Source organism: Conexibacter woesei DSM 14684, from assembly GCF_000025265.1.
In the GTDB taxonomy this organism is placed as follows: Bacteria; Actinomycetota; Thermoleophilia; order Solirubrobacterales; family Solirubrobacteraceae; genus Conexibacter; species Conexibacter woesei.
Genome location: NC_013739.1, coordinates 1764757 through 1789343 on the forward strand (window position 1 = coordinate 1764757; position 24587 = coordinate 1789343).

Annotated in this window: 26 protein-coding genes; 22 read left to right on the top strand and 4 right to left on the bottom strand. The window is 72.1% G+C overall.

The window, feature by feature from the left end; genetic code table 11:
- The first annotated feature begins 11 nt into the window (after positions 1-11).
- The 18 genes from CWOE_RS08370 (at position 12) to purU (ending at position 18907) form a co-directional block, all read left to right on the top strand.
- Positions 12-776: a type III pantothenate kinase gene (locus CWOE_RS08370; protein ID WP_012933156.1), complete on the top strand. Its 765-nt coding sequence runs from the start codon at positions 12-14 to the stop codon at positions 774-776.
- A 123-nt stretch (positions 777-899) separates the two neighbouring features.
- Positions 900-1901, top strand: a complete 1002-nt coding sequence (locus CWOE_RS08375) for a tRNA dihydrouridine synthase (RefSeq protein ID WP_012933157.1) — start codon at positions 900-902, stop codon at positions 1899-1901.
- A gap of 143 nt (positions 1902-2044) precedes the next feature.
- On the top strand, positions 2045-2536 hold the full coding sequence (gene greA / locus CWOE_RS08380; protein WP_081425288.1) for a transcription elongation factor GreA: 492 nt from the start codon (positions 2045-2047) through the stop codon (positions 2534-2536).
- 11 nt (positions 2537-2547) lie between these two features.
- Entirely contained in the window at positions 2548-4023 is a 1476-nt protein-coding gene (gene lysS / locus CWOE_RS08385) for a lysine--tRNA ligase (protein WP_012933159.1), read from the top strand.
- Between the two features lie 189 nt (positions 4024-4212).
- Positions 4213-6819, top strand: a complete 2607-nt coding sequence (locus tag CWOE_RS08390; RefSeq protein ID WP_012933160.1) for an ATP-dependent Clp protease ATP-binding subunit — start codon at positions 4213-4215, stop codon at positions 6817-6819.
- Positions 6820-6919: 100 nt separating this feature from the next.
- Positions 6920-7150, top strand: coding sequence for a CDGSH iron-sulfur domain-containing protein (locus CWOE_RS08395; RefSeq protein WP_012933161.1), 231 nt, complete (start codon positions 6920-6922; stop codon positions 7148-7150).
- On the top strand, positions 7143-8375 hold the full coding sequence (locus CWOE_RS08400) for a cystathionine gamma-lyase (protein ID WP_012933162.1): 1233 nt from the start codon (positions 7143-7145) through the stop codon (positions 8373-8375). Before CWOE_RS08395 ends, CWOE_RS08400 begins: the two co-directional genes overlap by 8 nt.
- Before the next feature lie 149 nt (positions 8376-8524).
- Positions 8525-9925, top strand: coding sequence for a DNA repair protein RadA (radA, locus tag CWOE_RS08405; protein WP_012933163.1), 1401 nt, complete (start codon positions 8525-8527; stop codon positions 9923-9925).
- A 117-nt stretch (positions 9926-10042) separates the two neighbouring features.
- Positions 10043-11161: a DNA integrity scanning diadenylate cyclase DisA gene (gene disA / locus CWOE_RS08410; RefSeq protein WP_012933164.1), complete on the top strand. Its 1119-nt coding sequence runs from the start codon at positions 10043-10045 to the stop codon at positions 11159-11161.
- A gap of 115 nt (positions 11162-11276) precedes the next feature.
- The gene (locus tag CWOE_RS08415) at positions 11277-11780 is read left to right on the top strand and encodes a CarD family transcriptional regulator (RefSeq protein ID WP_236262288.1); all 504 of its coding nucleotides are present in this window, start codon (positions 11277-11279) and stop codon (positions 11778-11780) included.
- 20 nt (positions 11781-11800) lie between these two features.
- Positions 11801-12469 carry a 2-C-methyl-D-erythritol 4-phosphate cytidylyltransferase gene (ispD, locus tag CWOE_RS08420; protein WP_012933166.1) on the top strand — a complete coding sequence of 223 codons (669 nt, stop codon included), beginning with the start codon at positions 11801-11803 and terminating at the stop codon, positions 12467-12469.
- Positions 12463-13296 (top strand): histidinol-phosphatase, encoded by an 834-nt coding sequence (locus CWOE_RS08425; RefSeq protein ID WP_012933167.1) that lies wholly within the window; start codon positions 12463-12465, stop codon positions 13294-13296. The genes ispD and CWOE_RS08425 overlap by 7 nt, the downstream gene beginning before the upstream one ends.
- Positions 13296-13778, top strand: a complete 483-nt coding sequence (ispF, locus tag CWOE_RS08430) for a 2-C-methyl-D-erythritol 2,4-cyclodiphosphate synthase (protein ID WP_012933168.1) — start codon at positions 13296-13298, stop codon at positions 13776-13778. The genes CWOE_RS08425 and ispF overlap by 1 nt, the downstream gene beginning before the upstream one ends.
- Positions 13779-13830: 52 nt before the next feature.
- Positions 13831-15201 carry a cysteine--tRNA ligase gene (cysS, locus tag CWOE_RS08435; protein WP_012933169.1) on the top strand — a complete coding sequence of 457 codons (1371 nt, stop codon included), beginning with the start codon at positions 13831-13833 and terminating at the stop codon, positions 15199-15201.
- Positions 15201-16577: a 23S rRNA (guanosine(2251)-2'-O)-methyltransferase RlmB gene (gene rlmB, locus CWOE_RS32640; RefSeq protein WP_148260946.1), complete on the top strand. Its 1377-nt coding sequence runs from the start codon at positions 15201-15203 to the stop codon at positions 16575-16577. The genes cysS and rlmB overlap by 1 nt, the downstream gene beginning before the upstream one ends.
- A gap of 283 nt (positions 16578-16860) precedes the next feature.
- Positions 16861-17511 (top strand): RNA polymerase sporulation sigma factor SigH, encoded by a 651-nt coding sequence (gene sigH, locus CWOE_RS08450; protein ID WP_012933171.1) that lies wholly within the window; start codon positions 16861-16863, stop codon positions 17509-17511.
- Positions 17512-17603: 92 nt separating this feature from the next.
- On the top strand, positions 17604-17996 hold the full coding sequence (locus CWOE_RS08455; protein ID WP_012933172.1) for a hypothetical protein: 393 nt from the start codon (positions 17604-17606) through the stop codon (positions 17994-17996).
- Positions 17997-18019: 23 nt separating this feature from the next.
- A complete protein-coding gene (purU, locus tag CWOE_RS08460) occupies positions 18020-18907 on the top strand; it encodes a formyltetrahydrofolate deformylase (protein WP_012933173.1) in 888 nt (295 codons plus the stop codon).
- A gap of 36 nt (positions 18908-18943) precedes the next feature.
- On the opposite strand, the gene CWOE_RS08465 is transcribed toward purU, so the two are convergent.
- A complete protein-coding gene (locus CWOE_RS08465) occupies positions 18944-19339 on the bottom strand; it encodes a YidH family protein (RefSeq protein WP_012933174.1) in 396 nt (131 codons plus the stop codon).
- A 114-nt stretch (positions 19340-19453) separates the two neighbouring features.
- Here CWOE_RS08465 and CWOE_RS08470 point away from each other — a divergent pair, with 114 nt between their 5' ends.
- The 4 genes from CWOE_RS08470 (at position 19454) to CWOE_RS08485 (ending at position 23067) form a co-directional block, all read left to right on the top strand.
- The gene (locus CWOE_RS08470; protein ID WP_012933175.1) at positions 19454-20398 is read left to right on the top strand and encodes a CHAD domain-containing protein; all 945 of its coding nucleotides are present in this window, start codon (positions 19454-19456) and stop codon (positions 20396-20398) included.
- Positions 20395-20865 (top strand): CYTH domain-containing protein, encoded by a 471-nt coding sequence (locus tag CWOE_RS08475; RefSeq protein ID WP_012933176.1) that lies wholly within the window; start codon positions 20395-20397, stop codon positions 20863-20865. Before CWOE_RS08470 ends, CWOE_RS08475 begins: the two co-directional genes overlap by 4 nt.
- Before the next feature lie 70 nt (positions 20866-20935).
- Complete coding sequence (locus tag CWOE_RS08480; protein WP_012933177.1) at positions 20936-22501, top strand: bifunctional DedA family/phosphatase PAP2 family protein; 1566 nt, start codon at positions 20936-20938, stop codon at positions 22499-22501.
- Between the two features lie 2 nt (positions 22502-22503).
- Positions 22504-23067, top strand: a complete 564-nt coding sequence (locus CWOE_RS08485; protein WP_012933178.1) for a GNAT family N-acetyltransferase — start codon at positions 22504-22506, stop codon at positions 23065-23067.
- Here CWOE_RS08485 and CWOE_RS08490 read toward each other — a convergent pair.
- Genes CWOE_RS08490 through CWOE_RS08500 form a run of 3 tightly spaced genes read right to left on the bottom strand, consistent with a single transcriptional unit; the run spans position 23055 to position 24525 of the window.
- Positions 23055-23366 carry a hypothetical protein gene (locus CWOE_RS08490; protein ID WP_012933179.1) on the bottom strand — a complete coding sequence of 104 codons (312 nt, stop codon included), beginning with the start codon at positions 23364-23366 and terminating at the stop codon, positions 23055-23057. The genes CWOE_RS08485 and CWOE_RS08490 overlap by 13 nt on opposite strands.
- Positions 23363-23668: a hypothetical protein gene (locus CWOE_RS08495; RefSeq protein WP_012933180.1), complete on the bottom strand. Its 306-nt coding sequence runs from the start codon at positions 23666-23668 to the stop codon at positions 23363-23365. The genes CWOE_RS08490 and CWOE_RS08495 overlap by 4 nt, the downstream gene beginning before the upstream one ends.
- On the bottom strand, positions 23665-24525 hold the full coding sequence (locus CWOE_RS08500; protein WP_012933181.1) for a Rho termination factor N-terminal domain-containing protein: 861 nt from the start codon (positions 24523-24525) through the stop codon (positions 23665-23667). The genes CWOE_RS08495 and CWOE_RS08500 overlap by 4 nt, the downstream gene beginning before the upstream one ends.
- Between the last annotated feature and the right edge of the window lie 62 nt (positions 24526-24587).

Consider the following 24587-nt stretch of genomic DNA (forward strand, 5'->3'; position numbering starts at 1 on the left):
ATGCCGCGCCCATGCTTCTCGTCGTCGACGTCGGCAACACCCAGACCCACTTCGGGACCTTCGAAGGCGCCGAGCTGACCCAGCACTGGCGCTTCGCGACCGTGCGCGACGAGACCGCCGACGAGCTCGGCGCGAAGCTGTCGAACCTGCTCGGCCTGCGCGGCCTCGCGTTCGCCGACATCCAGGCGTCGATCGTCTCCAGCACGGTCCCGCAGCTGGGCGCGGAGTGGCGCGCCGCCGGCGAGCGCTATCTCGCCCACCAGACGCTCGTCGTCGGGCCGGGGATCAAGACCGGCATGCCGATCCGCTACGAGAACCCGCGCGAGATCGGCGCCGACCGGCTCGTCAACGCCGTCGCCGCCTACGACCGCGTCGGCGACGCGTGCGTCGTCGTCGACTTTGGCACCGCGATCACGTTCGACCCCGTCTCGGCCGACGGCGAGTACCTCGGCGGCATCATCGCGCCGGGCGTCGAGATCTCGATCGAGGCGCTGACCGAGCGCGCCGCGGCGCTGCCGAAGATCGACCTCGTCGAGCCGCGCACGCTGATCGGCAAGACGACGGTCGACGGGATCCGCTCGGGCGTCGTCTACGGCTTCGCCGGCCTCGTCGACGCGATCGTGCGGCGGCTGCGCGCGGAGATGGGCGAGGAGATCACGACGATCGCGACCGGCGGCCTGGCCCACGCGATCGTGCCGTTCACCGACGAGATCGACGAGTCCGACGACGATCTCACCTTGACCGGCCTGCGCCTGCTCTACGAGCGCAACCGGTAGCAGCGCCTCGCCGCCGCTGGCCATGTCCTCGGTCGCTCGTGGGCTGGCGCCCACCACGCTCCCTGCGTCCTCGCCAGCGACGACGATCCGCTGCTCCGGTGACGGCTACCATCGGAAGGACCGATGACCCGCTCCCTCCGCGACAGCTGGACGCTCGGCGGCGTCGAGATCCCCAACCGCGTCGTGCTGGCCCCGCTGGCCGGCATCGGCAACTGGTTCGTGCGCCTGCAGGCGAAGCGCTACGGCGCCGGGCTCGCCGTCTCGGAGATGGTCTCCAGCCATGCGATCCACTACGGCAACGAGAAGACGTGCACCGAACTGCTGCGCGTCCACCCGGACGAGTGGCGTGCCGGCGCCGGCGGGCCGGTCTCGATCCAGCTGTTCGGCAACGACCCCGACATCATGCGCTCCGCTGCCGCCAGAGCGGCCGAGACGGGTGCGAACCTGATCGACCTCAACATGGGCTGCCCGGTTCCGAAGGTCTGCAAGACCGGCGCGGGCGCCGCGCTCGTGAAGGACCCCGACCTGGCCGTCGAGATCGCGCGCGCCGCGGCGGAGGGCAGCGGGCTGCCCGTGACCGTGAAGCTGCGCCCCGGCCTGCGGCCAGGCGACCGCAACGGGATCGAGCTGGCCTACCGGCTCGTCGCCGACGCGGGGATCGCCGGCCTCTGCATCCACCCGCGCCACGCCTCCCAGCAGCACAGTGGCAGACCGGACTACGAGCTGGCGAAGCGGCTCGTCGAGGAGCTGCCCGTGCCGGTGCTGATCTCCGGCGGGCTCAGAAGCGCCGAGCTGGTCAGAGAGGTGTTCGAGTTCACGGGCGCCGAGGCCGTCCTGCTCGCGCGCGGCTCGCTCGGCAACCCGTGGCTGTTCGAGCAGGTGCTCGGCGACCGCGTCGGCGAGCCGACCCGCGAGGAGATCCTGACCGAGGTCGACTGGATCCTCGACCGCGCCGTCGAGCACCTCGGCGAGGGTCGCGCGGCGCGCTACCTGCGCAAGTTCTACCCCTGGTACGTGACGCGCCTGGGCGAGGGCGCCGAGCTGCAGGATCGCTTGCAGCGGACCGAGACCGTCGCGGAGGCGCGTGCCGCATTCGGCATCCCCGCGCTCGCCGCCGCGGCCTGACCCCGGACCCTTACCGAAGACTTAGGACGTCGCCGCTATACTGTCGCGCCCCGTCGGCCTGAATTCGACCGGAATCCCGCCCAGTGCGGGTTTTTCCTTGTCAGAGGTCAGCGGGCCTTGCACACCATCGCACTGCCAAGGTCATGCCTATGCCCAAGGACGTCATCCTCACGCCGGACGGTCTCGCGAAGCTCAAGTCTGAGCTCGAGCACCTGTCGACCGAAAAGCGTCGAGAAGTCGCCGCCCGCATCAAGGAGGCGCGCGAGTTCGGCGACATCTCCGAGAACGCGGAGTACGACGACGCGAAGAACGAGCAGGCGATGCTCGAGTCCAAGATCGCCCAGCTGGAGGAGAAGCTCCGCGCGGCGACGGTGATCGACTCCAGAAGCGTCGGCACCGACGTCGTCGGGATCGGCTCCTCCGTGCAGGTCGCCGACTCCCAGAGCGGCAAGAGCGACACGTACGTGATCGTCGGCTCCGCCGAGGCGAATCCGGCCGAGCGCAAGCTGTCGAACGAGTCGCCGGTCGGCAAGGCGCTGATCGGCCGCAAGGCCGGCGAGACGGCCACCGTGCAGCTGCCGAACGGCAAGCAGCGCGAGCTGAGAATCACCAAGATCGACATCGGCCTCCGGTAGGCCCGCAGAGGATGTCGGTCCCGGAGGACGCGGCGCACGAGCACGAGCTGCCGGAGCTGCTCGCCGCCCGTCGTCGCAAGCTGGAACGCCTGCGCGACGAGGGCGTCGAGCCGTTCCCGCACGAGTTCGACGGCGTCGCGCCGATCGACGCCGTGCGCGACGGCTACGACGAGCTGGAGGCCGGAGCCGAGACCGAGGACCGCTACCGGATCGCCGGCCGCATCGCGGCTCGCCGCGGTCAGGGCAAGGCGGCGTTCATCGATCTCGTCGACCGCTCCGGGCGGATGCAGCTGCACGCGCGCGTCGACGTGCTCGGGCAGGAGTCGCTCGACCGCCTCGTCGGCCTCGACCTCGGCGACCTGATCGGCGTCGACGGGACCGTCTTCCGCTCCCGCCGCGGCGAGCTGTCGCTGAAGGCCGACGACTGGACGCTGCTGGCGAAGTCGCTGCGCCCGCCGCCGGAGAAGCACCACGGCGTGCAGGACGTCGAGACGCGCTTCCGCCACCGCGAGCTGGACCTGATGTCGTCCGAGGAGACGCGCGCGCTGTTCATCTCGCGCGCCAAGATCATCGCGGCGATCCGCCGCTTCCTCGACGACGCCGGCTTCGTCGAGGTCGAGACGCCGGTGCTGCAGCCGCTCTACGGCGGTGCCAACGCGCGGCCGTTCACGACCCACCACAACGCGCTCGACCGCGAGCTGTACCTGCGGATCGCGACCGAGCTGTACCTCAAGCGCTGCATCGTCGGAGGCCTCGAGAAGGTCTACGAGCTCGGCAAGGACTTCCGCAACGAGGGCGTCTCGCACAAGCACAACCCCGAGTTCACGATGGTCGAGTACTACGAGGCGTACGCCGACTACCTCGACGTCGCGGCGCGCACCGAGCAGCTCGTCGCCGCGGCCGCCGAGGCCGCCGGCTACAGCGGCGAGATCGACCTCGCGCCGCCGTGGAGACGCGAGACGCTCGCCGGCTCGATCGCGACGCGCACCGGGATCGACATCCTCGCCGCCCGCGACCGCGACCAGCTCGCGGCCGCGATGGAGGAAAAGGGGATGAACGTCCCGCCCGAGGACACCTGGGCGCAGCTTGTCGACGAGCTGGTCACCAAGCACGTCGAGCCGACGCTGATCGAGCCGACGTTCCTGCTCGACTACCCCGTCGAGCTGTCGCCGTTCGCCAAGCGCCACCGCGACGACGACCGCCTCGTCGAGCGCTTCGAGGCCTACGTCAACGGGATGGAGATCGCCAACGCGTTCAGCGAGCTGAACGATCCCGACGAGCAGCGGCGCCGCTTCGAGCAGCAGCGCGCGCACGCCGAGGCGGGCGACGACGAGGCGCAGCCCTGGGACGAGAGCTTCCTCCAGGCGCTGGAGCAGGGGATGCCGCCGACCGGCGGCGTCGGCCTCGGGATCGACCGGCTCGTGATGCTGCTGACGGGCCGCAGATCGATCCGCGAAGTGGTGCTGTTCCCGGCGATGCGGGATTGAGCGAGGTAGGGAGCGCGGCTTCGCCCCCGTAGGGGGTCCGGGCTGTTGGTAGACTGACCTATGCCCGGCGAACGGACCCGACCACTCATCATCGACAGGCCTCCGGCCGATGATCCGGGTGAGCGGGTGCATTCGCATCCCTCCGCAAGATTCCGCCTCACCCGCCCGTAGGGAAGGAACGTCGCACCCATGTTCGAGCGATTCACAGAGCGAGCCCGCCAGGTGGTCGTCCTCGCCCAAGAGGAGGCCCGGACGCTCAAGCACAACTACATCGGCACCGAGCACATCCTCCTCGGACTCCTGCGGGAGGAAGAGGGCCTGGCAGCTCGAGTGTTGGAGAGCCTCGACATCACCGTCGAGCGGGTGCGCGCGCAGGTCGTGCGCATCGTCGGCTCCGGTGAAGAGGTGACGTCTGGTCAGATCCCGTTCACGCCTCGCGCCAAGAAGGTCCTGGAGCTGGCGCTGCGCGAGGCGCTCAGCCTCGGGCACAACTACATCGGCACGGAGCACATCCTGCTCGGCCTCGTCCGCGAGAACGAGGGCGTCGCAGCGCGCATCCTGCTCGACTTCGACGCGGACTCGGAGAAGATCCGCAACGAGGTCATCCGCATGCTGTCGGGTCCGGGCGGTCGTCGCCAGGGCGCCAGCAGCGGGAGCGGTGCCGGAGCGGGCGCGGCCGGTCAGCAGGGCGAGGGCAAGAAGTCCTCCAAGCTGCTCGACCAGTTCGGCCGCAACCTCACGAAGCTCGCCTCCGACGGCAAGCTGGACCCCGTCGTCGGCCGCGAGACGGAGGTCGAGCGGATCATGCAGATCCTCTCGCGCCGCCAGAAGAACAACCCGGTCCTGATCGGCGAGCCGGGCGTCGGCAAGACCGCCGTCGTCGAGGGCCTCGCCCAGCGGATCACGAACGCCGACGTGCCGGAGCTGCTGAAGGGCAAGCAGATCTACACGCTCGACCTCGCCGCGCTCGTCGCCGGGTCGAAGTACCGCGGTGAGTTCGAGGAGCGCCTCAAGAAGGTGATGAAGGAGATCACCCAGCGCGGCGACATCATCCTGTTCATCGACGAGCTGCACAATCTCGTCGGTGCCGGCGCGGCCGAGGGCGCGATCGACGCGGCCTCGATCCTCAAGCCGGCGCTCGCCCGCGGCGAGCTGCAGACGATCGGCGCGACGACGCTCGACGAGTACCGCAAGTACCTCGAGAGGGATGCTGCCCTCGAGCGGCGCTTCCAGCAGATCCGCGTCGACCCGCCGTCGACCGACGAGACGTTCCAGATCCTCCAGGGTCTGCGCGACCGCTACGAGCAGCACCACAAGGTGAACATCACCGACGAGGCGCTGACCGCCGCCGCCGACCTCGCGGACCGCTACATCTCCGACCGCTTCCTGCCGGACAAGGCGATCGACCTCATCGACGAGGCCGCCGCCCGCATGCGCATCAAGTCGATGACCTCCCCGCCCGTCTACCGGGACCTCGAGGAGGAGATCGAGACGACGCGGCGCAACAAGGAGGCCGCGATCGAGGCGCAGGAGTTCGAGAAGGCCGCGAACCTCCGCGACGCCGAGCGCAGGCTCACGCAGAAGAAGAGGGAGCTGGAGGAGCAGTGGGAGTCCGGCGAGTCCGGTGAGCGCCCGTCGATCGGCGAGGAGGAGATCGCCGACATCGTCTCGATGTGGACGGGCATCCCGGTCTTCAAGCTGACCGAGGCCGAGACCGCGAAGCTGATGCGGATGGAGGACGAGCTGCACAAGCGCGTCATCGGTCAGCAAGCTGCGGTCGACGTGATCTCGAAGGCGATCCGGCGCTCGCGCGCAGGCCTGAAGGATCCCAAGCGGCCGACCGGCTCGTTCGTCTTCCTCGGCCCCTCGGGCGTCGGCAAGACGGAGCTGGCGCGCACGCTCGCCGAGTTCCTCTTCGGCGACGAGGACGCGATGGTCCGGATCGACATGTCGGAGTACATGGAGAAGCACGCCGTGTCCCGGCTCGTCGGCTCGCCTCCCGGCTACATCGGCTACGACGAGGGCGGTCAGCTGACCGAGGCCGTGCGGCGCAAGCCGTACTCGGTCCTGCTCCTCGACGAGATCGAGAAGGCCCACCCGGACGTCTTCAACATCCTGCTCCAGATCCTCGAGGACGGGCGGCTGACGGATGCGCAGGGTCGCACCGTCGACTTCCGCCACGCGATCGTGATCATGACGTCGAACATCGGTGCGAGCGAGATCGCGCGCAACACGCCGCTCGGGTTCGCGGTCTCCGACGACGAGACCGGCATCACGTACGACGACATGAAGACGCGGATCATGGGCGAGCTGAAGAAGGTCTTCCGGCCCGAGTTCCTGAACCGCATCGACGACGTGATCGTCTTCCACAAGCTGGCGAAGGACGAGATCAAGGAGATCGTCGAGCTGCTGCTGCGCCGCATCCGCGAGTCGCTCGCGGAGCGGGAGCTGCAGCTGGAGCTGACGGAGGAGGCGAAGGACCTGCTCGTCGACAAGGGCTGGGACCCGGCGATGGGCGCCCGCCCGCTGCGCCGTGCGATCCAGCGCTACATCGAGGATCCGCTCGCCGACTTCGTGCTCCGCTCGGAGCTGATGGCCGGCGGCACGGTGATGGTCGACCGCGCGCCGGAGGGCCAGGAGCCCGAGGTCTCGATCGAGATCATCGCGCCGAAGCCCGCTCCGACCCCGGTCGGCGTCGGCGCCGAGGGCGGCTCCGCAACCTCTGAGGAGGGGGCGGACGGCCCGCAGGGCGAGAGCGAGACCCCGCCGGCGGCCGAGGCGGCCTCCGAGTCGTAGGCGGTCGCGCCACACCTGAAGTGCTTCGAGAGGGCGGCCCCGGTGGGGCCGCCCTCTCTCGTTCTCAGGACGCGGGCGGCGGCGCGGTAGCGTGTGCGGCATGGACGCGCGCGTCGAGATCAGAGTCCGCGACAACGGGCCGTACAAGATCACCGGACCGGTCCGGCTCGTCGACCCGGACGGAAACGAGATCCCGGTCTCGGATCCGGACCGGCCGATCGCGCTGTGCCGCTGCGGCCAGTCGCGCGACAAGCCGTTCTGCGACGCGTCGCACCGCGCGAGCGGGTTCGAGTCGTGCGTCCGGGCCGAGCGCGTGGGGCTCGATGGCTGAGGAGGGCGGCGGCGCGGGCGCGGACGGGGCGGGCGCGGGCGCGGGCGGCGCGGGTGGTGCGGGTGGGGAGCCGCGGCTCGCGAGCGAGCTGGGCGACGGGACGCGCGCGGTCCGTGCCGGGCTGCCGCCGGCCGAGCAGGGGACACCGTTCCTGCCGGGGCCGACGTTCGCCGCGCCGTACCACCTGCGCGGTGACGGGATCGCCGAGGCGGAGTACGGCTACGGCCGCTACGCCAATCCGACCTGGAGCGGGCTGGAGGAGGCGATCGCGACGCTGGAGGGCGGCGCGGGCGTCCACGCGCTGACGTTCCCGTCCGGCTCGGCCGCCGTCGCCGCGGTGCTGTTCGGGCTGCTGCGCTCCGGTGACGTCGTCGTCGTGCAGCAGGACGGCTACCCGGCGGCGCGCGACATGGCGACGGAGAACATGGGCGCGCTCGGCGTCCGGACGCGCCTGGTCCCGACCGACACAGCCGCGCTCGTCGACGCGGCGCGCGGCGCCGCGCTCGTCGTCGTGGAGACGCCGACGAACCCGGGACTGGACGTGGTCGACCTGGCGGCGGTCGCGGCCGCGGTGCGCGAGACCGGTGCGCCAGGCGCGCGCCTGGTGGTCGACAACACGCTCGCGACGCCGTTCGGCCAGCGGCCGCTGGAGCTGGGCGCCGACATCACGCTGCTCAGCGGCTCCAAGCACCTGACCGGGCACGGCGACCTGCTGCTCGGGACCGTCGCGACGCGCGACGAGCGGCTGCTGGCGGCGATGCGCGGCTGGCGCCAGCGCGCCGGCGCGATCCTCGGGCCGTTCGAGGCGTGGCTGGCGCACCGCTCGCTCGCGACGCTCGACGTGCGGCTCCAGCGCCAGTGCGCGAGCGCGCAGGCGCTGGCGGAGCTGCTGGCGGCGCGCGTCGGCGATGACCTCGTGGCGGTCCGCTACCCCGGCCTGCCGGGCGATCCCGCGCACGCGCTCGCCGCGCGGCAGATGCGCGCGTTCGGGACGGTGCTGACGTTCGACGTCGGCGACGACGCCGATCGCGCGCGGGCGCTGCTGGCGCACTGCGAGCTGATCAGCGAGGCGACGAGCTTCGGCTCGGTCCACACGATGGCCGAGCGCCGTGCGCGCTGGGGGATGGACGCCGTCTCGGAGGGGCTGATCCGCCTGTCGGTCGGGATCGAGGACGCCGTGGACCTCGCGCGCGACCTGACTCGTGCGCTCGACGCGACGCGCTGAGCGGGCCGGCCGCCCACCCGCCCGCGGTCCTGTTTCACCGTATGAGGTGCAATCTCGGGTCGTGTGCCGACCCGAGATCGCACCTGTTCGGGCTGGGCGGCGGGCCGAACGCGTGTTCGTCCGGCGCGGCGCGTAGCCTGGTCGCTCCGATGGCTCGACCGACCACCGTTCACGTCTGCTCCGACTGCGGCCACGAGGCGTTGCGCTGGGCCGGCAGATGTCCCGGCTGCGGGGCCTGGAACACGCTCGTGGAGGAGGTGCGCAGCGGCGGCTCGAACGGGGCCGGCGGCGCGGGGCGCGGCGCGCGCGCGGGCGTCGGCGGCTCGCGCGGCGGCACCGCGGTCGCGCCGGTGCGGCTCGGGGAGGTGCAAGCGAGCGAGGTCGAGCGGCTTCCGACCGGGATCGGCGAGCTGGACCGCGTCCTCGGCGGCGGGATCGTCCCCGGCTCGCTCGTGCTGATCGGCGGCTCGCCGGGGATCGGCAAGTCGACGCTGACGACGATGGCGGTCGCGAATCTGACCGGCGCCGGTCGCAAGACGCTGTACGTGTCGGCCGAGGAGTCGGCGGCGCAGATCAAGCTGCGCGCCGAGCGGCTGCCGGGCGCCGCGCTCGAGATCCCCGTGATCGCGGAGACCGACCTCGGTGCCGTACTGGCGACATTGGAGCGCGAGCGGCCGGACGTCTGCGTGATCGACTCCGTCCAGACGCTGCACGCCGCCGAGCTGACCGGCGCGCCCGGCTCGGTCGGCCAGGTGCGCGAGGTCGCCGGCGAGATCATGCGCGTCGCCAAGCAGCACCGGATCGCGGTGCTGCTCGTCGGTCACGTGACGAAGGAGGGCGCGCTCGCCGGCCCGCGCGTGCTGGAGCACCTGGTCGACTGCGTGCTCCAGTTCGAGGGTGAGCGCGAGCGCACCTACCGTACGCTGCGCGCGCTCAAGAACCGCTTCGGCTCGACCAGCGAGGCCGGCGTCTTCGAGATGAGACAGGGCGGCCTGGTCGAGGTGCTGGATGCGTCCGCCCGCTTCGTCGGCGAGGCGACGCACGCGCCCGGCTCGGTCGTCCTCTGCGCGATGGAGGGCTCGCGCCCGCTGCTGGTGGAGGTGCAGGCGCTCGTCTCGCCCTCGGAGCTGGTCCCGCCGCGGCGCGTCGTCAGCGGCATCGACCGCAACCGCCTCGCGCTCGTGCTCGCCGTGCTGACGCGCCATGCCGGCGTCGCGGTCGGCAGCGCGGACGTCTTCGTCAACGTCGTCGGCGGCGTGCGCGTCGACGAGCCCGGCGCCGACCTCGCGGTCGCGCTGGCCGTCGCCTCGGCGGCGCGGGGCGTCGCGCTGCGTGGAGGCAACGGTGCAGACGGCGAGGACGGCCCGCCGCTCGCCTGCTTCGGCGAGCTGGGGCTGACCGGCGAGCTGCGCTCGGTCGCCCATCCCGAGCGCCGCACGGCGGAGGCGGCGAAGTTCGGACTGGGTACGATCGTGACCCCCGAGGCGGGCACGTTGCGCCGCGCGCTGCGGGCTGCGATGCCTGCTGAACGGCGCCCGCGAGCCGCGTGAGCACGGCGCTTTCGCGCAGTCGCAGAACGCAAGCGTTTCTCTGACGCTTCGCCTTCCGTCCAGGTTTCCCTGCGGGGCGCCGAAAATCCAGGAAAAACCCGGTAGAATGGCCTGTCTATGGCGCCGCGTTCCGGGGAAGAGCTCAAAGAAGAGCTCGAGTCTCGCCAAGAGCCCCGGCTCGTCAAGGCACTCGAGATGGTGGCTCCAGGCACCTCGCTGCGCGAGGGCATCGACAACATCGTCCACGCCCGCACTGGCGGCCTGATCGTCATGGGCGAGGCGGACGACCTCTCGTTCCTGTTCTCAGGCGGACTGAAGCTCGACATCGACTACACCCCTGCATTCCTCTACCAGCTGGCCAAGATGATGGACGGCGCGCTGGTGCTGAACGCGAACGCGACGAAGATCATCTGGGGCAACGTCCAGCTGACCCCGGACCCGACGATCCTCACGCTGGAGACCGGCACGCGCCACCGCACGGCCGAGCGGATCTCCAAGCAGACCGAGGCACTCGTGATCGCGATCTCGCAGCGTAGGGAGGTCGTGTCGCTCTACGTCGACGGCGCGAAGTACATCCTCGAGGACATCCCGGTCGTGCTCGCGAAGGCCAACCAGGCGCTCGCGACGCTCGACAAGTACCGCAGCCGCCTCGACCAGGTCTCGACGCGCCTGACGGCGCTCGAGTTCGAGGGCGGCGCGACCCTGCACGACGTGCTGACGGTCCTCCAGCGCGCCGAGCTGGTGACGCGGATGGGCGTCGAGATCGAGCGCTACATCGTCGAGCTGGGCACCGAGGGGCGCCTGATCGAGATGCAGCTCGACGAGACGATGGTCGGCGTCGCGGGCGACAAGTCCGCGCTCGTGCACGACTACCTCGCCGAGGACACCGACGAGAACTTCGCGATCGCCTTCGACCAGCTCGTGCGGCTCCCGCATCAGGACCTGCTCGACTTCGGGCGTCTCGCCGAGCTGCTCGGCTACGACCGCAAGGTCAACACGCTTGACTATCCCGTCTCCCCGCGGGGCTACCGGATCCTCGGTCGCATCCCGCGCTTGCCGCGACTCGTCGTGCAGCGCATCGTGCAGGAGTTCGGGGGCTTGGAGGAGATGCTCGCCGCCACTGACGGCGAGCTCGAAACCGTCGACGGCGTCGGCGAGATCCGGGCGAAGGACATCCGAGAGGGCCTTCGCCGACAGCAGGAGATCAACCTCGTGGATCGGTACCTGCAGACCTGACGGGTCTGCGGATTCTGGACTGCTTGGAACAAGGAGGACGACCATCACTGAACTGAGCGAAGAGCAGCTCGAGGACCTCGAGATCACCGTCGAGGTCGAGCACATCGAGTTCGAGATCGGCGACAACGTCGTCTATCCGCATCATGGCGCGGGCAAAGTCCTCAAGAAGGAGGACAAGGAGATCCTCGGGGAGACGCGCGAGTACCTGACGATCAAGATCCTCCACAACGACATGACCGTCATGGTCCCGACCGCGAACGCGGCCGTGGCCGGTCTGCGTCGCGTGATCGACGAGGAGACCGTCAAGAAGGTTCTCGCAGTGCTCCAGGACGAGTGCTCGGACATGCCGAAGAACTGGAATCGGCGCTTCAAGCACAACCGCGACAAGATCAAGACCGGCGACATCTACGAGCTGGCCGAGGTCGTGCGAAATCTCGCCATCCGAGAGGCGGAGAAGGGCCTGTCGACTGGTGAGAAGCAGATGTTCACGCGCGCCAAGAAGATCCTCGCCTCCGAGCTGATGTACGCGCTGGAGATGGAAGAGGAACAGGCCGAGGAGCACCTCGACGAGCTGCTCGCCGCCTCCGCGAGCGGCAAGGTGGCCGTCGGGGCTGAGTAAGCCGGCCGGGACGGATTCTGATGGCGGTCGCGCTGCTCGTGGCCGCCGGCCGTGGAGAGCGCCTTGGGGCTGACGGTCCCAAGGCGCTCGTCATGCTGGCGGGCCGCCCGATGTACGAATGGTCGCTCGACGCGCTGCGCGCGGTCGCGGCGATCGAGCGGATCGTGGTGGCGCTGCCCGACGGCGTCGCCGCGCCGGCGGGGACGATCGGCGTCGCCGGCGGCGCCGAGCGCTCCCACTCCGTCCGCGCCGCGCTCGCCGCGGCCGGTCCCGGACCGGACGACGAGCCGGTGCTCGTGCACGACGCGGCACGGCCGCTCGTCACGCCGCAGATCGTCGTGCGCGCGCTCGACGCGCTCGCCGCGACCGGCGCCGACGCCGTCGTCGCCGCCGCGCCGGTGACCGACACGATCAAGCGGGTCGGCGACGGCGATGCGCTGCGCGTCGTCGAGACGGTGCAGCGGAGCGCGCTGTGGGCGGTCCAGACGCCGCAGGTCTTCCGCCGCGCGGCGCTTGCGCGCGCGCTCGCCGAGCCCGACCACGTGCTCGCGGCCGCGACCGACGACGCCGGGATCGTCGAGCAGACGGGCGGCACCGTCCACGTCGTAGAGTCCCCGCGCGAGAACCTCAAGGTCACCACCCCGATCGACCTTCGCCTCGCCGCCCTCCTCTTGGAAGAACGATGCTGACCGATTACCACGTCCACCTGCGCCCCGACGAGCCCGGCACGCCTGCCGCCAGATACTTCGTCCCCGCCAACGCCGAGCGCTACCGCGAGATCGCGACCGAGGCGGGGATAGCCGAGCTGGGCGTCTCCGAGCACATCTACCGCTTCAGTCAGGCGCTGGAGGTCTGGCAGCACCCGTTCTGGCAGTCGCAGGCGACCGAGGACCTCGACGCCTACTGCCAGTTCGTGCGCGAGCAGACCGACCTCAAGCTCGGCATCGAGGCCGACTTCATCCCCGGCAGAGAGGACCGCATGGGGAACCTGCTCGAAGCGCGCGAGTGGGACTACGTCGTCGGCTCGGTCCACTTCGTCAGAGACCTGGCGGTCGACATGCCCGGCGACTGGGACGTCTGGACGACCTCGTTCGACTCCGCCGACAAGGTCTGGCGCCGCTACTTCGAGACGCTCGGCGAGTGCGCCCGCAGCGGCCTCTTCGACATCCTCGCCCATCCCGACCTCGTGAAGGTGTGGGGCGCGAACCGGCCCAAGCCCGACGGCGACCTGCGCCGCTTCTACGAGCTGGCGATCGAGGGGATCGCCGAGTCGGGGATCGCGGTCGAGGTCTCGACCGCGGGGCTGCGCAAGCCGGTCGGCGAGCGCTACCCGGCCGACGGGTTCCTGGAGCTGGTGCTGGAAGCCGGCTGCCCGATCGCGCTCTCCAGCGACGCCCACGTGCCCGAGCACATCGGCTGGGACTACCCGGCGACGGTGCAGTGGCTGGCCGACCGCGGCGTCAGCGAGCTGGCCGTCTTCGACAAGCGCGTGCGCCGTCTGGAGCCGATCGGCTGATGGTCGCAACCGGGATCGGGTGGGACGTCCACAGACTGGTCGCCGGTCGGCCGCTGATCGTCGGCGGGGTGACGATCCCGTTCGAGCTGGGGCTCGACGGCCACTCCGACGCGGACGTGCTGACGCACGCGATCATCGACGCGCTGCTCGGCGCCGCCGGCCTCGGCGACATCGGCGAGCACTTCCCCGACACCGACGAGCGCTGGCGCGGCGCCGACTCGCTCGACCTGCTGCGCTCGACGCGCGAGCTGGTCGCGGTCGGCGGCGTCGAGATCGCGCACGTCGATGCGACGGTGCTGATCGAGCGGCCGAAGCTGCTGCCGCACAAGCAGGCGATGCGCGAGAACCTGGCGGGTGCGCTGGAGCTGCCGTTGGCGCGCGTGAACGTGAAGGCGACACGCGGCGAGGGCATGGGCTTCGTCGGCCGCGTCGAGGGTGCCGCTGCCCTCGCGATCGCGACGATCGAGCGGCCGGATTCCTGAGCTGCGCTCGCCGCTCGGGCAGGCGGCGGCAGACGGTAGGGTTGGCGCCTCGATGCGGACGATCGCCATCCATGACACGAGAAGCGGCAGACTGCTGCCGCTGGAGCCGCGCGAGCCCGGCAAGGTCGGGATCTACGCGTGCGGTCCGACCGTCTATGGGCGCATCCACGTCGGCAACGCGCGGCCGTTCGTCGTCTTCTCGCTCTACAAGCGCTTCCTCGAGCACGAGGGGTACGACGTCACGTTCGTCGCGAACGTGACCGACGTCAACGACAAGATCTACGACGCCGCGCGGGCGGCGGGAGTGGAGAGCGAGCAGCTGGCCGCGGAGATGACCGCCGCCTACGTCGCCGACACCGACGCGCTCGGGCTCGGCCGTCCCGACCACGAGCCGCTGGCGAGAGAGACGATCGACGAGATCGTCGCGCTGATCGCGGTCCTGATCGAGCGCGGTCACGCCTACGCGGTCGAGGGCGACGTCTACTTCGACGTCCGCTCCTACCCGGCGTACGGCGAGCTGTCGCATCGCGACGTCGACCAGATGGACCAGGGCGAGGGCATCTCCGGCGCGTCGCTGAAGCGCGACCCGCTCGACTTCGCGCTGTGGAAGGCGTGGAAGGACGGCGAGGACACGTCGTGGGACGCGCCGTGGGGGAGAGGCCGCCCGGGCTGGCACATCGAGTGCTCGGCGATGGCCGAGACGCTGCTCGGCGTCGGCTTCGACGTGCACGGCGGCGGCTCGGACCTCGTCTTCCCGCACCACGAGAACGAGGCCGCGCAGACGTGCGCCGCACGCGGCGCACCGCTCGCGCGGCTGTGGATGCACAACGGCATGGTGCGGCTCGAGGGCGAGAAGATGGCGAAGTCGGTGGGGAACATCTTCCTGCTGCACGAGGCGCTCGCCGCGCACGGGCGCGACGCGCTCGTGGCGTACTTCTGCGGCGGCCACTACCGCCAGCCGATCGCCTACTCCGACGAGCGGTTGGCGGAGGCGGCGCGCTCGGTCGAGCGGATCCGCGAGGCGGGCCGGCGGCTTGTGACGGGCTCCGCCAGCCCGGACGACCTGAGTGGCCTGCGCGAGGCGTTCTTCGCCGCGCTCGCCGACGACTTCAACACACCGAGAGCGATGGCTGCCGTGTTCGACTGGGTCCGCGAAGCGAACCGCCGCGCAGAGGCGGGGTCGCCGGTCGGCGACGCCGACCTGCGCGAGATGCTGCAGGTGGTGGCGCTCGACAACCTGCTCGACGCGACCGACGGCGCGGACGCGCCCGACGCGGCGGCGCAGGAGCTGCTCGCGCGGCGCGAGGCCGCTCGCGCGGCACGCGACTTCGCGGCCGCGGACACGCTGCGGGACGAGCTTGCCGCGCTCGGCTGGACGGTGCGCGACGGTGCCGCCGGCCCCGAGCTGATCCGGCGCGGCTGATGGCTGACCAGCGCAGACGCGGGCGCGACGCGCGCCGGGCGAGCGGGTCCACTGGCGGTGGCGGCGCGGGCGCGGGTGGCGGCGGTGGCCGCGGGCCGGGCGCCGGCGCCGGCGGCGGTCGTGGTGCCGGCGGCGGTCGCGGGCCGAGAGGCGGCGGCAGACGCGGGCCGAGCGGGCCGGGCGGCGGGAGCCGTGGGTCGGCCGGCGGGCGTGGTGCGGCTGGGGCGGCCGGGCGCGGTGCGAGCGGTGGGCGCGACGAGCGTGCGGCGGGCGGCGGAAGTCGCGGGTCGGGCGCTGGGCGCGGCGCGAGTGGCGGGCGCGGGCCGGCGGGACCGGCTGGCGGCGGGCGCGGTGCGGGCGGGCGCGATGAGCGCGCGCCGGGCGGCGGGCGCGGTGCGGCGGGGCCGGCTGGCGGCGGGCGCGGTGCGGCGGGGCCGGCTGGCGGCGGGCGCGATGAGCGCGGGCCGAGTGGCGGGCGCGGTGCGGCGGGGCGCGATGAGCGCGCGGGCGGCGGCTGGGACGAGCGCGGGCCGGGCAGACGCGGCGCCGGGCGGCCGGGCAAGCGCGGGTCCGAGCAGCGGGTGCGCGGTGCGGAGCGGGCAGGCGTGCCGGCGGGTGCGCCGGCGCCGACGCGCGAGCCGCGCACGCTGCCTGACGACGTGACGATCCTCTACGGGCGCAACGCCGTCCACGAGGCGTTGCGCGGGTCGCGCGAGGTGCAGCACATCTGGGCGACGGCGCATGCCGTCGAGGAGCCGTGGCTGGCGGCGGTCGCGCATGACGCCTCCGCTGTCGACGTCAACGTCGTCGCCGACGGCGGCTGGATCGAGCGGCGCAGCGGATCGCCCGACCACCAGGGCGTCTGCGCGCAGGTCGCCCCGTTCAGATATGCCTACGTCGACGAGCTGCTGGCCGTCGAGCATCCGCTGATCGTCGCGCTCGACGAGATCCAGGATCCGCAGAACCTCGGCGCGATCGCCCGCACGGCCGAATGCGCCGGCGCGACCGGGCTCGTGATCCCGGCTCGCCGCAGCGCCGACGTGACACCGGCCGTCTGCAAGGCGTCGGCCGGCGCCGTCGAGCACCTGCCGATCGCACGCGCCCGCAACCTCGCCGACTTCCTCGGCGACGCCAGAGGCGTCGGCGCGTGGGTCTACGGCGCGGAGGGCGACGGCGGCGTGCCGTACACCGGCGTCGACTACAGCGGGCCGGGCGTCGTGCTCGTGCTCGGCTCCGAGGGCAGGGGCCTGCGGCCCCGCGTCGCCGCGTCGTGCGACGCGCTGATCGCGCTGCCGCTGCGCGGCCGGATCGGCTCGCTCAACGTGAGCGCCGCAGCCTCCGCGCTGCTCTACGAGATCGTCCGCCAGCGCGGCTAGCCGCCGGCGCGCTTCGGCGCGCCGCGGGCCGGGGTGGGGGAGAGGGGTGTGGACGCGTCGGCGTCCGCGCCCACATGCCTGCGCGCGTACGTCCGTGCTGCAACCGATCCTGCACAGCCTGCTTGACAGGCGTTCCATAACTGTGTCAAGCTGCCGCGCAGATAAGGGTGGAGTTGAGCTTGAGGCTCATCGTCACCCGCTGGATACTGTGCGGCGCCTGGGGAGGTAATGCGCTACGAAGCGATGTCCGCGTGAGCATGCGGGCATCGAGAAGGGTGTGCTCGTGGCTCGAATCTCCTATAACCCTCAGGGTCAAGTCCAGCTTGACGACGGGTTCCTCATCGCGCTTGCGAAGCAGGGGAACCCCGATGCGTACGACAGGTTGGTCCGCCGCTACTACGGCTTCGTGCGCCTGAAGGCCTCGTCGTACTTCCTCGCCGGCGGCGACGCCGACGATCTGATCCAGGAAGGCCTGGTCGGGCTCTACAAGGCGATCCGCGACTACCGCACGGATCGCGAGTCGAGCTTCCGCAACTTCGCGGAGCTGTGCATCACGCGCCAGATCATCACCGCGGTCAAGACCGCGACGCGCAACAAGCACACGCCGCTCAACCAGTACGTCTCGTTCTCCGCCTCGCCGGCGTCCGCCGCGGGCGACGGCGACCCGACGCTCGACGAGGTCATCCCCGGCCCGACCGTCCACGACCCGGTCAACCAGGTGATCAGCTCCGAGGAGCTGCGCGCGCTCGTCGCGTGCCTCTCGACGGTCCTCTCCGACCTCGAGTCGCGCGTGCTCTCGCTCTACCTCGACGGCTACTCCTACGAGTCCGTCGGCGAGAAGCTCGGCTGCGACACCAAGACGGTCGACAACGCCCTGCAGCGCGTCAAGCGCAAGGTCGGCTCGCATCTCGCCGCCCGCAACGTCCTGCTCTAGGACGCCCGCAGCACCCGCGGATCGCCGCGGCGCGCCCACACCCCGCGCCGCGGTCACGCCGCCCCGCGCCACGCCCCTCTAGGATCCCGGGCGTGGACACTCTCTTGATCGTCGTTCTCGTGATCCTCGGCATCCTCCTGCTGCTCGCGCTGATCGGCGCAGTGGCGGCGACGCGGCGCAACCGCGCCGGTGCCGAGTCCTTCACCGCCAGCCTCACCGCCGTCGACCGCCAGCTCGCGCACGCGACCGCGGAGGACCACGGCTGGGAGCGCAAGACGCTCGACGCCGCCGCCCGCGCCGCGTTCGCCGAGCACCGTCCGGGCGTCGAGCCGGCAGCGCTCGAGCTGACCCAGATCGTCGACGAGCCGGGCACCGACTCGGACCTCGCGATCTACCGCATCGCCACCGCCGAGACCACGACGCGGCTGACGCTCGGCCGCCGCGACGGCGAGTGGTACGCGAAGGCCGTCGAGGACGAGCGCTAGCAAGCGCGACGGGGCGCGCGCCGGTGGATCGCAGCGACCAGAACGCCACGAACGCCGGGCGACTCAACATCGCGCGGCTGCTGATCTCGTGCTCCGACCAGCCCGGGATCGTCGCCGCCGTCTCGCGCTTCCTGTTCGAGCACGGGGCGAACATCCTCGATGCCGATCAGCACACGACCGACCCCGAGGGCGGTGTCTTCTTCATGCGGATGGAGTTCCAGCTCGACGGGCTCGACCTCGGGCGCGGTGAGCTGGAGCAGGCGTTCGGCGCGACGGTCGGCGAGCCGTTCGGGATGGACTGGCGCCTGTCGTACGCGAACCGCCGCAAGCGCGTCGCGCTGCTCGTCTCGCGCGAGGAGCACTGCCTGCTCGACCTGCTGTGGCGCTGGCGCAGCGGGGATCTCGACGCCGACGTCGGCCTCGTCGTTTCCAACCACCGTGACGCCGAGCGCGACGTCGAAAGCTTCGGCGTTCCCTTTCTCCACGTACCCGTCGCGAAGGAGTCTAAGCCTCAAGCTGAGGCTGAGATACTGCGACATCTGCGCGGTTTCGACCTCGTCGTGCTCGCGCGCTACATGCAGATCCTGTCGGGCGACTTCCTCGCCGCGCTCGACACGCCGATGATCAACATCCACCACTCGTTCCTGCCCGCGTTCGCGGGCGCCGACCCCTACCGGCGGGCGAGCGAGCGCGGCGTGAAGATCATCGGCGCGACCGCGCACTACGTCACCGAGGAGCTCGACGCCGGCCCGATCATCGAGCAGGACGTCGCCCGCGTGAGCCATCGCGACAGTCTCGAGGAGCTGGTCCGGATCGGCCGCGACATCGAGCGGATCGTGCTCGCGCGGGCGGTCAGTCGCCACCTCGCCGATCGCGTGCTCGTGCACGAGAACAGAACCGTCGTCTTCTGAGCGGCTGCGCCCGCGCTTCGGCCGCGCGACGTGCGGTCAGGCGTCGACGATCACGATCACGACGATCAGGGCTGCGAGCGCGATGCCGACGACCGCGAGGAGCGTGACGAAGCGGTCGTCCGGGCCGAGGTACTCGCCGCGGCGGACCGCGTCGTCGACCTGGCGGTAGCGGACCACGCCGTAGACGAAGCAGGCGATCCCGAGCAGGCCGAAGATCACGCCGGCGACCGCCGCGAGCGCCTCGCTGCCGCTCGTCAGCGCCGGCACCACGCGGCCGACGCCGAGACTGCCGGCCATGCACGCGAGGCCGGTCCGCCACCAGGCGAGGTAGGTGCGCTCGTTCGCGAGGTGGGTGCGGCGCGTGGCGTCGCCGTCGGCGTCGAATCTTCCGCCGCGCGGGTTAGTGGTGTCACTGGGCCGGTGCGAAGCCACACCCGGACGCTACCCGACGCCGCGGAGGGCGATCCAGGGGCTGCCGGAGGCCGAGAGATAGCCGGCGCACGAACAGGTTGCTGGCGGCGCGATCCGGGTTAGGCTCACCTCGCGATGGCGTACCGGTTGAGCATCGCCGACGAGCTGCCGACGTCTGTGCGGGCGTGCGCGCGCGAGCAGTTGCAGGGCGCGATCGACCAGCTCGACGGCGGCGGGGGCGACGACCCGGCGACGGCGATCCACGAGGCGCGCAAGCACCTGAAGAAGCTGCGCGCGCTGCTGCGGCTCGTGCGTCCGGCGCTCGGCGAGGAGACGTACCGGCGCGAGAACGACGCGCTGCGCGACGCCGCGCGGCAGCTGTCGGCCACGCGTGACGCGGACGTGCTCGTCGCGACCGTCGAGGCGCTCGCCCGGGACGCCGCCGGGCAGCTGCCGGCGTCCGACTTCGCCGCGCTGCGCGACGCGCTCGCCGCGGAGGCGGCGGCACGGCGGGCGCAGCCGGCGGCCGCGACCGGCGACGCCGAGGCGACCGCGACCGCCGTCGCGCTCGAGCTGCGCGACGCGCTCGCGCGCGTCGAGGAGTGGCCGCTCGCCGACAGCGACTGGGAGACGGTCGTCGCCTCCGTCACGCGTGCGTACGCGCGCGGGCGCCGAGACGGCCGGCGCGCGGCCGAGCTGCCGACCGTCGAGGCGCTGCACCAGTGGCGCAAGCGCGTGAAGGACCTCTGGTACCACCACCGGCTGCTGAAGCCGGTCTGGCCGGACGTCATCAGCGCCTACGGCGAGGAGGCGCACGTCCTCTCCGAGCTGCTCGGCGACGATCACGACCTCGCCGTCCTGCGCGACCGCCTCGTCGCGGGCGTCGCGCTGCCGCCCGGCGCCGCCGCCGACCTGACCGCGCTGCTGGGGCTCGTCGACGAGCGCCGCGCGCGGCTGCAGGCGGACGCGCGGCGGCTCGGCACGCGGCTGTACGCCGAGTCGCCGAAGGCGTTCGAGCGGCGCTGGCGGCGGTGGGTCGAGGCGGCCGTCGCGGACGCCGGCGAGGAGCAGCCGGCGTGAGCACCGAGATCGAGCGCAAGTTCGTCCTCGACGCCCCGCCGCAGGACCTCGCGGAGCATCCCTCCGAGCCGATCGCGCAGGGCTACGTCGCGCTCGACGAGGATGTCGAGGTGCGCGTGCGGCGGCGCGGCGAGCGCACGTTCCTGACGATCAAGGCGGGCAGCGGCCGGCGCCGCGTCGAGCAGGAGCTGGAGATCGAGCCGGAGCGCTTCGACGCGCTGTGGCCGCTGACCGAGGGACGGCGGATCGTCAAGCGCCGCTACCTCGTGCCGGTCGGCGCCGACGCGCTGACGCTCGAGGTCGACGTCTACGAGGACGCGCTCGCCGGCCTCGTCGTCGCCGAGTGCGAGTTCCCCGACGACGCCGCCGCCGACGCGTTCGTCTCGCCCGATTGGCTCGGGCGCGAGGTCACCGACGACCCGCGCTGGAAGAACCAGGCGCTCGCGCTCCACGGCCGCCCGGAGTGAGGCTGGCCGCACCCCGCTCCGCCACCCGGTCCGTCAGGATGTCGCGCATGCGCGGGGACCGGAACGCCACGTGAAGCCGATCTGGTTCGCCGGCGCGGCGCTGCTGCTCGCGTTCGCGTGGTGGAGACGGCGCAGACTCGAGCCGCCGCTGCTGATCGGGCTGACGATCGTCGCGATCGGCGCCGCCGTCTACGGCACCGGCCTCGTCGAGATGCCCGACCTGGAGGAGGTCCTGACCGACCTCGGCGAGGCGCTCGGCCAATGGACCTACCTGCTCGTCGGCGCGCTCTGCTTCCTCGAGAGCGGCGCCGGGATCGGCCTGCTGGTGCCAGGCGAGACGGCGATCATCGTCGGCGGCGTCGTCGCCGGCCAGGGCGAGATCGACATCGTCCTGCTGATAGCGATCGCCTGGACGACGGCGGTCGCGGGCGACCTCACGAGCTTCTTCATAGGCCGCCGGCTCGGCCGTCAGTTCCTGATCAAGCACGGGCCGCGCTTCAAGATCGACGAGAGAAGAGTCGAGCAGGTCGAGGCTTTCTACGACCGCCACGGCGGCAAGGCCGTCTTCCTCGGCCGCTTCGTCGGCCTCGTGCGCGCCGTCTCGCCGTTCGTCGCCGGCTCCTCAGGCATGCGCGTGCGGCGCTTCCTGCCCTACGACGTGCTCGCGGCGGGGATCATGACGTCGTTCTTCTGCCTGCTCGGCTACCTCTTCTGGAGATCGCTCGACAGAGTCCTGAAGATCGCCAGACAGGGGACGTTCGCGCTCGGCGCCGTCATCACGGTGATCGTCGCGGTCGTCGTCGCCGTCCGCTGGCTGCGCGTGGAGGAGAACCGCGCCCGCTTCGAGGCGTTCCTCGACGAACAGCAGAGCAAGGCCGTGATCGGCCCGCTCGTGCGCTTCCTGCGCGCGCTCGGCCAGCGCCTGGTCGGCCCCGCGCGCTTCCTCTGGAACCGCCTCACGCCCGGCCAGCTCGGCCTGGAGCTGACGTCGCTGCTGTCGATCGCGGCGGTCGGCAGCTTCGTCTTCTTCGGCTACCTGATCGTGCTCGACCCGATCACCGAGCTGACCCCCGGCGATCGGCGCGGCGTGCGCTGGTCGGGCGAGCTGCAGACCGCCTGGCTGACCGACGTCGCGAAGGTGGTGACGCATCTCGGTGCGCTGCCGGTCGCCGGCGGCGCGCTCGTGGTCGTCTCGCTCGTGCTGCTGTCGCGGCGCGAGTGGCTGGAGGGCGTCGCGCTGCTCGCCGGCCTCGTCATCACGTACGCCGGCGTGCACATCACGAAGGCTGCGACCGACCGCCCGCGTCCGCTCGACCAGCTGGTCGACGCGGCCGGCTCCTCGTACCCGTCCGGGCACGCCGCCTACGCCGTCTTCTGGGTCGCGATCGCGATCGCGCTGCGCCGCGCCTTCCCAGGCCTCGGCGCGCGCGCGGCCGTGCTGGCGATAGGGGTCGCGATCGCCGTCGCGGTCGGGCTGACGCGCATCTACCTGCGCGTCCACTGGTTCTCCGACGTCGCCGGCGGCTGGGGCCTGGCGGCGATGACGCTGGCGTTGACCGGGATGGTCGCGCTCGTCGTCTCGTACTTCAGCGGCGGTGACGCCGCGCAGGAACAGGCGCGCGAGAACGCGGCCTAACGGTGGGGCCGCGCGGCGAGGACGTGACGTTCGCGCGCGTCGGCGACGGCTCCCTCGACGCGCTCGTCGCCGCGGCGGTCGCCGATGCCGCGCCGGACGATGTCACCCCGCCGCTGACCGACGGGGACGGCTGGACGCCGGAGCGGATCGCGTGGCTGCGCGCCTATCACCGCGAGCGTCAGGGCAGCCTCGACGATCCGCCGTTCGAGGTCTCGTGGGCCGTGCGGTCCGGCGAGCGGGTGCTCGGAGCGGTGCGGCTGCGCCGCACGGCGCCGGGCGAGGCCGAGACCGGCATCTGGCTGGTCCGCGCCGTCCGCGGCGCCGGCGTCGGCACGCGCGCGGTCGCGTTCGCGCTCGAACGTGCGCGAGAGCACGACGACCTGCGCTGCGTCCGTGCGACGACGACCGCCGGCAACGCCGCCGCGCAGGCGCTGCTGCGCCGCCTCGGGTTCGTCGTCGCTGCCAGCGACGACGACGGCGGCGCCGCGGAGGTGCATGCGACGTGCGCACTGCGTACCGGACCGGTCCCGTCCGGTCAGCCGGGCCGGCCGGCTCAGGGCATCTGATCGCGCGCGATCCGCAGGTCGTCGGCGCCGGACTCGATCGCCCGCGCCGCGAGGGCGAGCCCGCCGCCCCGCGCGCTGCCCGCGGCGGGCCGGGGGCGCACCCGCGGTCGGCGGCCGCCGACCGCGGCGAGCCGCGACGGCGTCACGGCGACGTCGGCGCTCAGCGTCAGCAGCCGCAGCCCGAGCACGCGCGCCTCGACGTCCGCCGCGATCACCATCCCGCCGGAGAGCTGGGGCGCGGCGGCGCTGACGCCGCCGGCGCCGCCGACAGCGCGCCGTCCGTGCCCGTTCGAGCTCACGAACCGCCTCGCTTCCGCGCGGACGACACGGCGGCGCTCACCGCCGTCACGCCGGCGATCGCGCCGGCGACGGCGAGGCCCGGCCTGCTCGCCTTCTTCAACGGCCCGGCAAGTCGCTGCCCGCGACCGGCCGCGTCGTCGAGCGCCTGCCCGGCGCGACCGCCGCCCTTCCCCTCGACGACCGGCTGCACGCCCGCGATCGCGGACTCGACCGCCGATCTCGCCATCGCCTTGAGGATCTGCTGATGGTCGACGGAGCCGAGCAGCTGCTCGACCTTGCCCTTCGGGCTGAGAATCGTCATCTCGCTCCTCTCGCGGCCTTGCCGATCACCGACACGAGCTCGGACTTCGTCATCCGCGAGCGCCCGGGAATGTCGATCGTGGCGGCCAGGTCGAGCAGCTCGTCCTTGCTCTGCGACGTCAGGTCACCGCCGTTGATCCCGTGGTGCAGCTCGCGGACGGCGTGCTTGGCCGTCGCGCGCGAGCGCTGCCGGATGTCCTCTGCCGCGCCGACCTGCTCGTCGGCCTCCGCCTCGAGCTCCTGCGCCTGCCGGCGCGCGTCCTCCGCCGCCTCCTGCGCAGCCTGCTTGGCCTCGTCGGCGAGCCGACGAGCCTCGGCCAGCTCGGCGGCGGCCTGTTCCAGCCGCTCCTCGGCCCGCGCCTGCGCCTGTTCGGCGTCCTCCTGCGCCTCGCGTGCCTCGGCCTGGGCCTGCTCGCGCACCTCCTGCACGTGCTCGTCGGCTTCGGCACGCGCCTGCGCGCGAGCGTTCGCGACGAGCTGCTCGGCCTCGCGTCTCGCGTCGGTCTCGCGCTGTGCGACCAGGCGGTCGCCGTCCTGCTCGGCCTGGCCGACCCTGGCCTGGCCGTCCTCGCTGACTCTGCGCGCGGTGTCGGATCGCTCCTGCGCGTCGTGGGCGAGCGCGAGCGCGTCCTGCTCAGACGCCTGGGCGCGCTCGGACGCTTCGCGCGCGTTCGCCATCCGGGCGTCGACCGTGTCGCGGCCGACGAACGGCGCGGCGTCGATCACCGACTCCTTGACGTCCCGCAGCTTGTCGGGTTGGGAGACGCGCGACGCGAGCCACGCAACGTTCGAGGGCAGCTCCCGGAGTCCGGTCTTCGCCTGCTCTGAAACCCAATGCAGAGGGTGAATGCGTGCCATTCGGTCCTCCTCGGCTTGCAAGGCGGAGCGCTCACAAAGCCGGCTGGACTGCGCTCCGCGCG

Bases quoted from the DNA above. Each gene is read 5' to 3' on its own strand.
- ispF (WP_012933168.1), top strand. From the start codon at position 13,296: ATGGTCGCAACCGGGATCGGGTGGGACGTCCACAGACTGGTCGCCGGT.
- disA (WP_012933164.1), top strand. From the start codon at position 10,043: ATGGCGCCGCGTTCCGGGGAAGAGCTCAAAGAAGAGCTCGAGTCTCGC.
- CWOE_RS08470 (WP_012933175.1), top strand. From the start codon at position 19,454: ATGGCGTACCGGTTGAGCATCGCCGACGAGCTGCCGACGTCTGTGCGG.
- cysS (WP_012933169.1), top strand. From the start codon at position 13,831: ATGCGGACGATCGCCATCCATGACACGAGAAGCGGCAGACTGCTGCCG.
- CWOE_RS08375 (WP_012933157.1), top strand. From the start codon at position 900: ATGACCCGCTCCCTCCGCGACAGCTGGACGCTCGGCGGCGTCGAGATC.
- CWOE_RS08370 (WP_012933156.1), top strand. From the start codon at position 12: ATGCTTCTCGTCGTCGACGTCGGCAACACCCAGACCCACTTCGGGACC.
- CWOE_RS08500 (WP_012933181.1), bottom strand. From the start codon at position 24,525: ATGGCACGCATTCACCCTCTGCATTGGGTTTCAGAGCAGGCGAAGACC.
- CWOE_RS08395 (WP_012933161.1), top strand. From the start codon at position 6,920: ATGGACGCGCGCGTCGAGATCAGAGTCCGCGACAACGGGCCGTACAAG.
- CWOE_RS08495 (WP_012933180.1), bottom strand. From the start codon at position 23,668: ATGACGATTCTCAGCCCGAAGGGCAAGGTCGAGCAGCTGCTCGGCTCC.
- CWOE_RS08390 (WP_012933160.1), top strand. From the start codon at position 4,213: ATGTTCGAGCGATTCACAGAGCGAGCCCGCCAGGTGGTCGTCCTCGCC.
- greA (WP_081425288.1), top strand. From the start codon at position 2,045: ATGCCTATGCCCAAGGACGTCATCCTCACGCCGGACGGTCTCGCGAAG.
- lysS (WP_012933159.1), top strand. From the start codon at position 2,548: ATGTCGGTCCCGGAGGACGCGGCGCACGAGCACGAGCTGCCGGAGCTG.
- CWOE_RS08425 (WP_012933167.1), top strand. From the start codon at position 12,463: ATGCTGACCGATTACCACGTCCACCTGCGCCCCGACGAGCCCGGCACG.
- ispD (WP_012933166.1), top strand. From the start codon at position 11,801: ATGGCGGTCGCGCTGCTCGTGGCCGCCGGCCGTGGAGAGCGCCTTGGG.
- rlmB (WP_148260946.1), top strand. From the start codon at position 15,201: ATGGCTGACCAGCGCAGACGCGGGCGCGACGCGCGCCGGGCGAGCGGG.
- radA (WP_012933163.1), top strand. From the start codon at position 8,525: ATGGCTCGACCGACCACCGTTCACGTCTGCTCCGACTGCGGCCACGAG.
- CWOE_RS08400 (WP_012933162.1), top strand. From the start codon at position 7,143: ATGGCTGAGGAGGGCGGCGGCGCGGGCGCGGACGGGGCGGGCGCGGGC.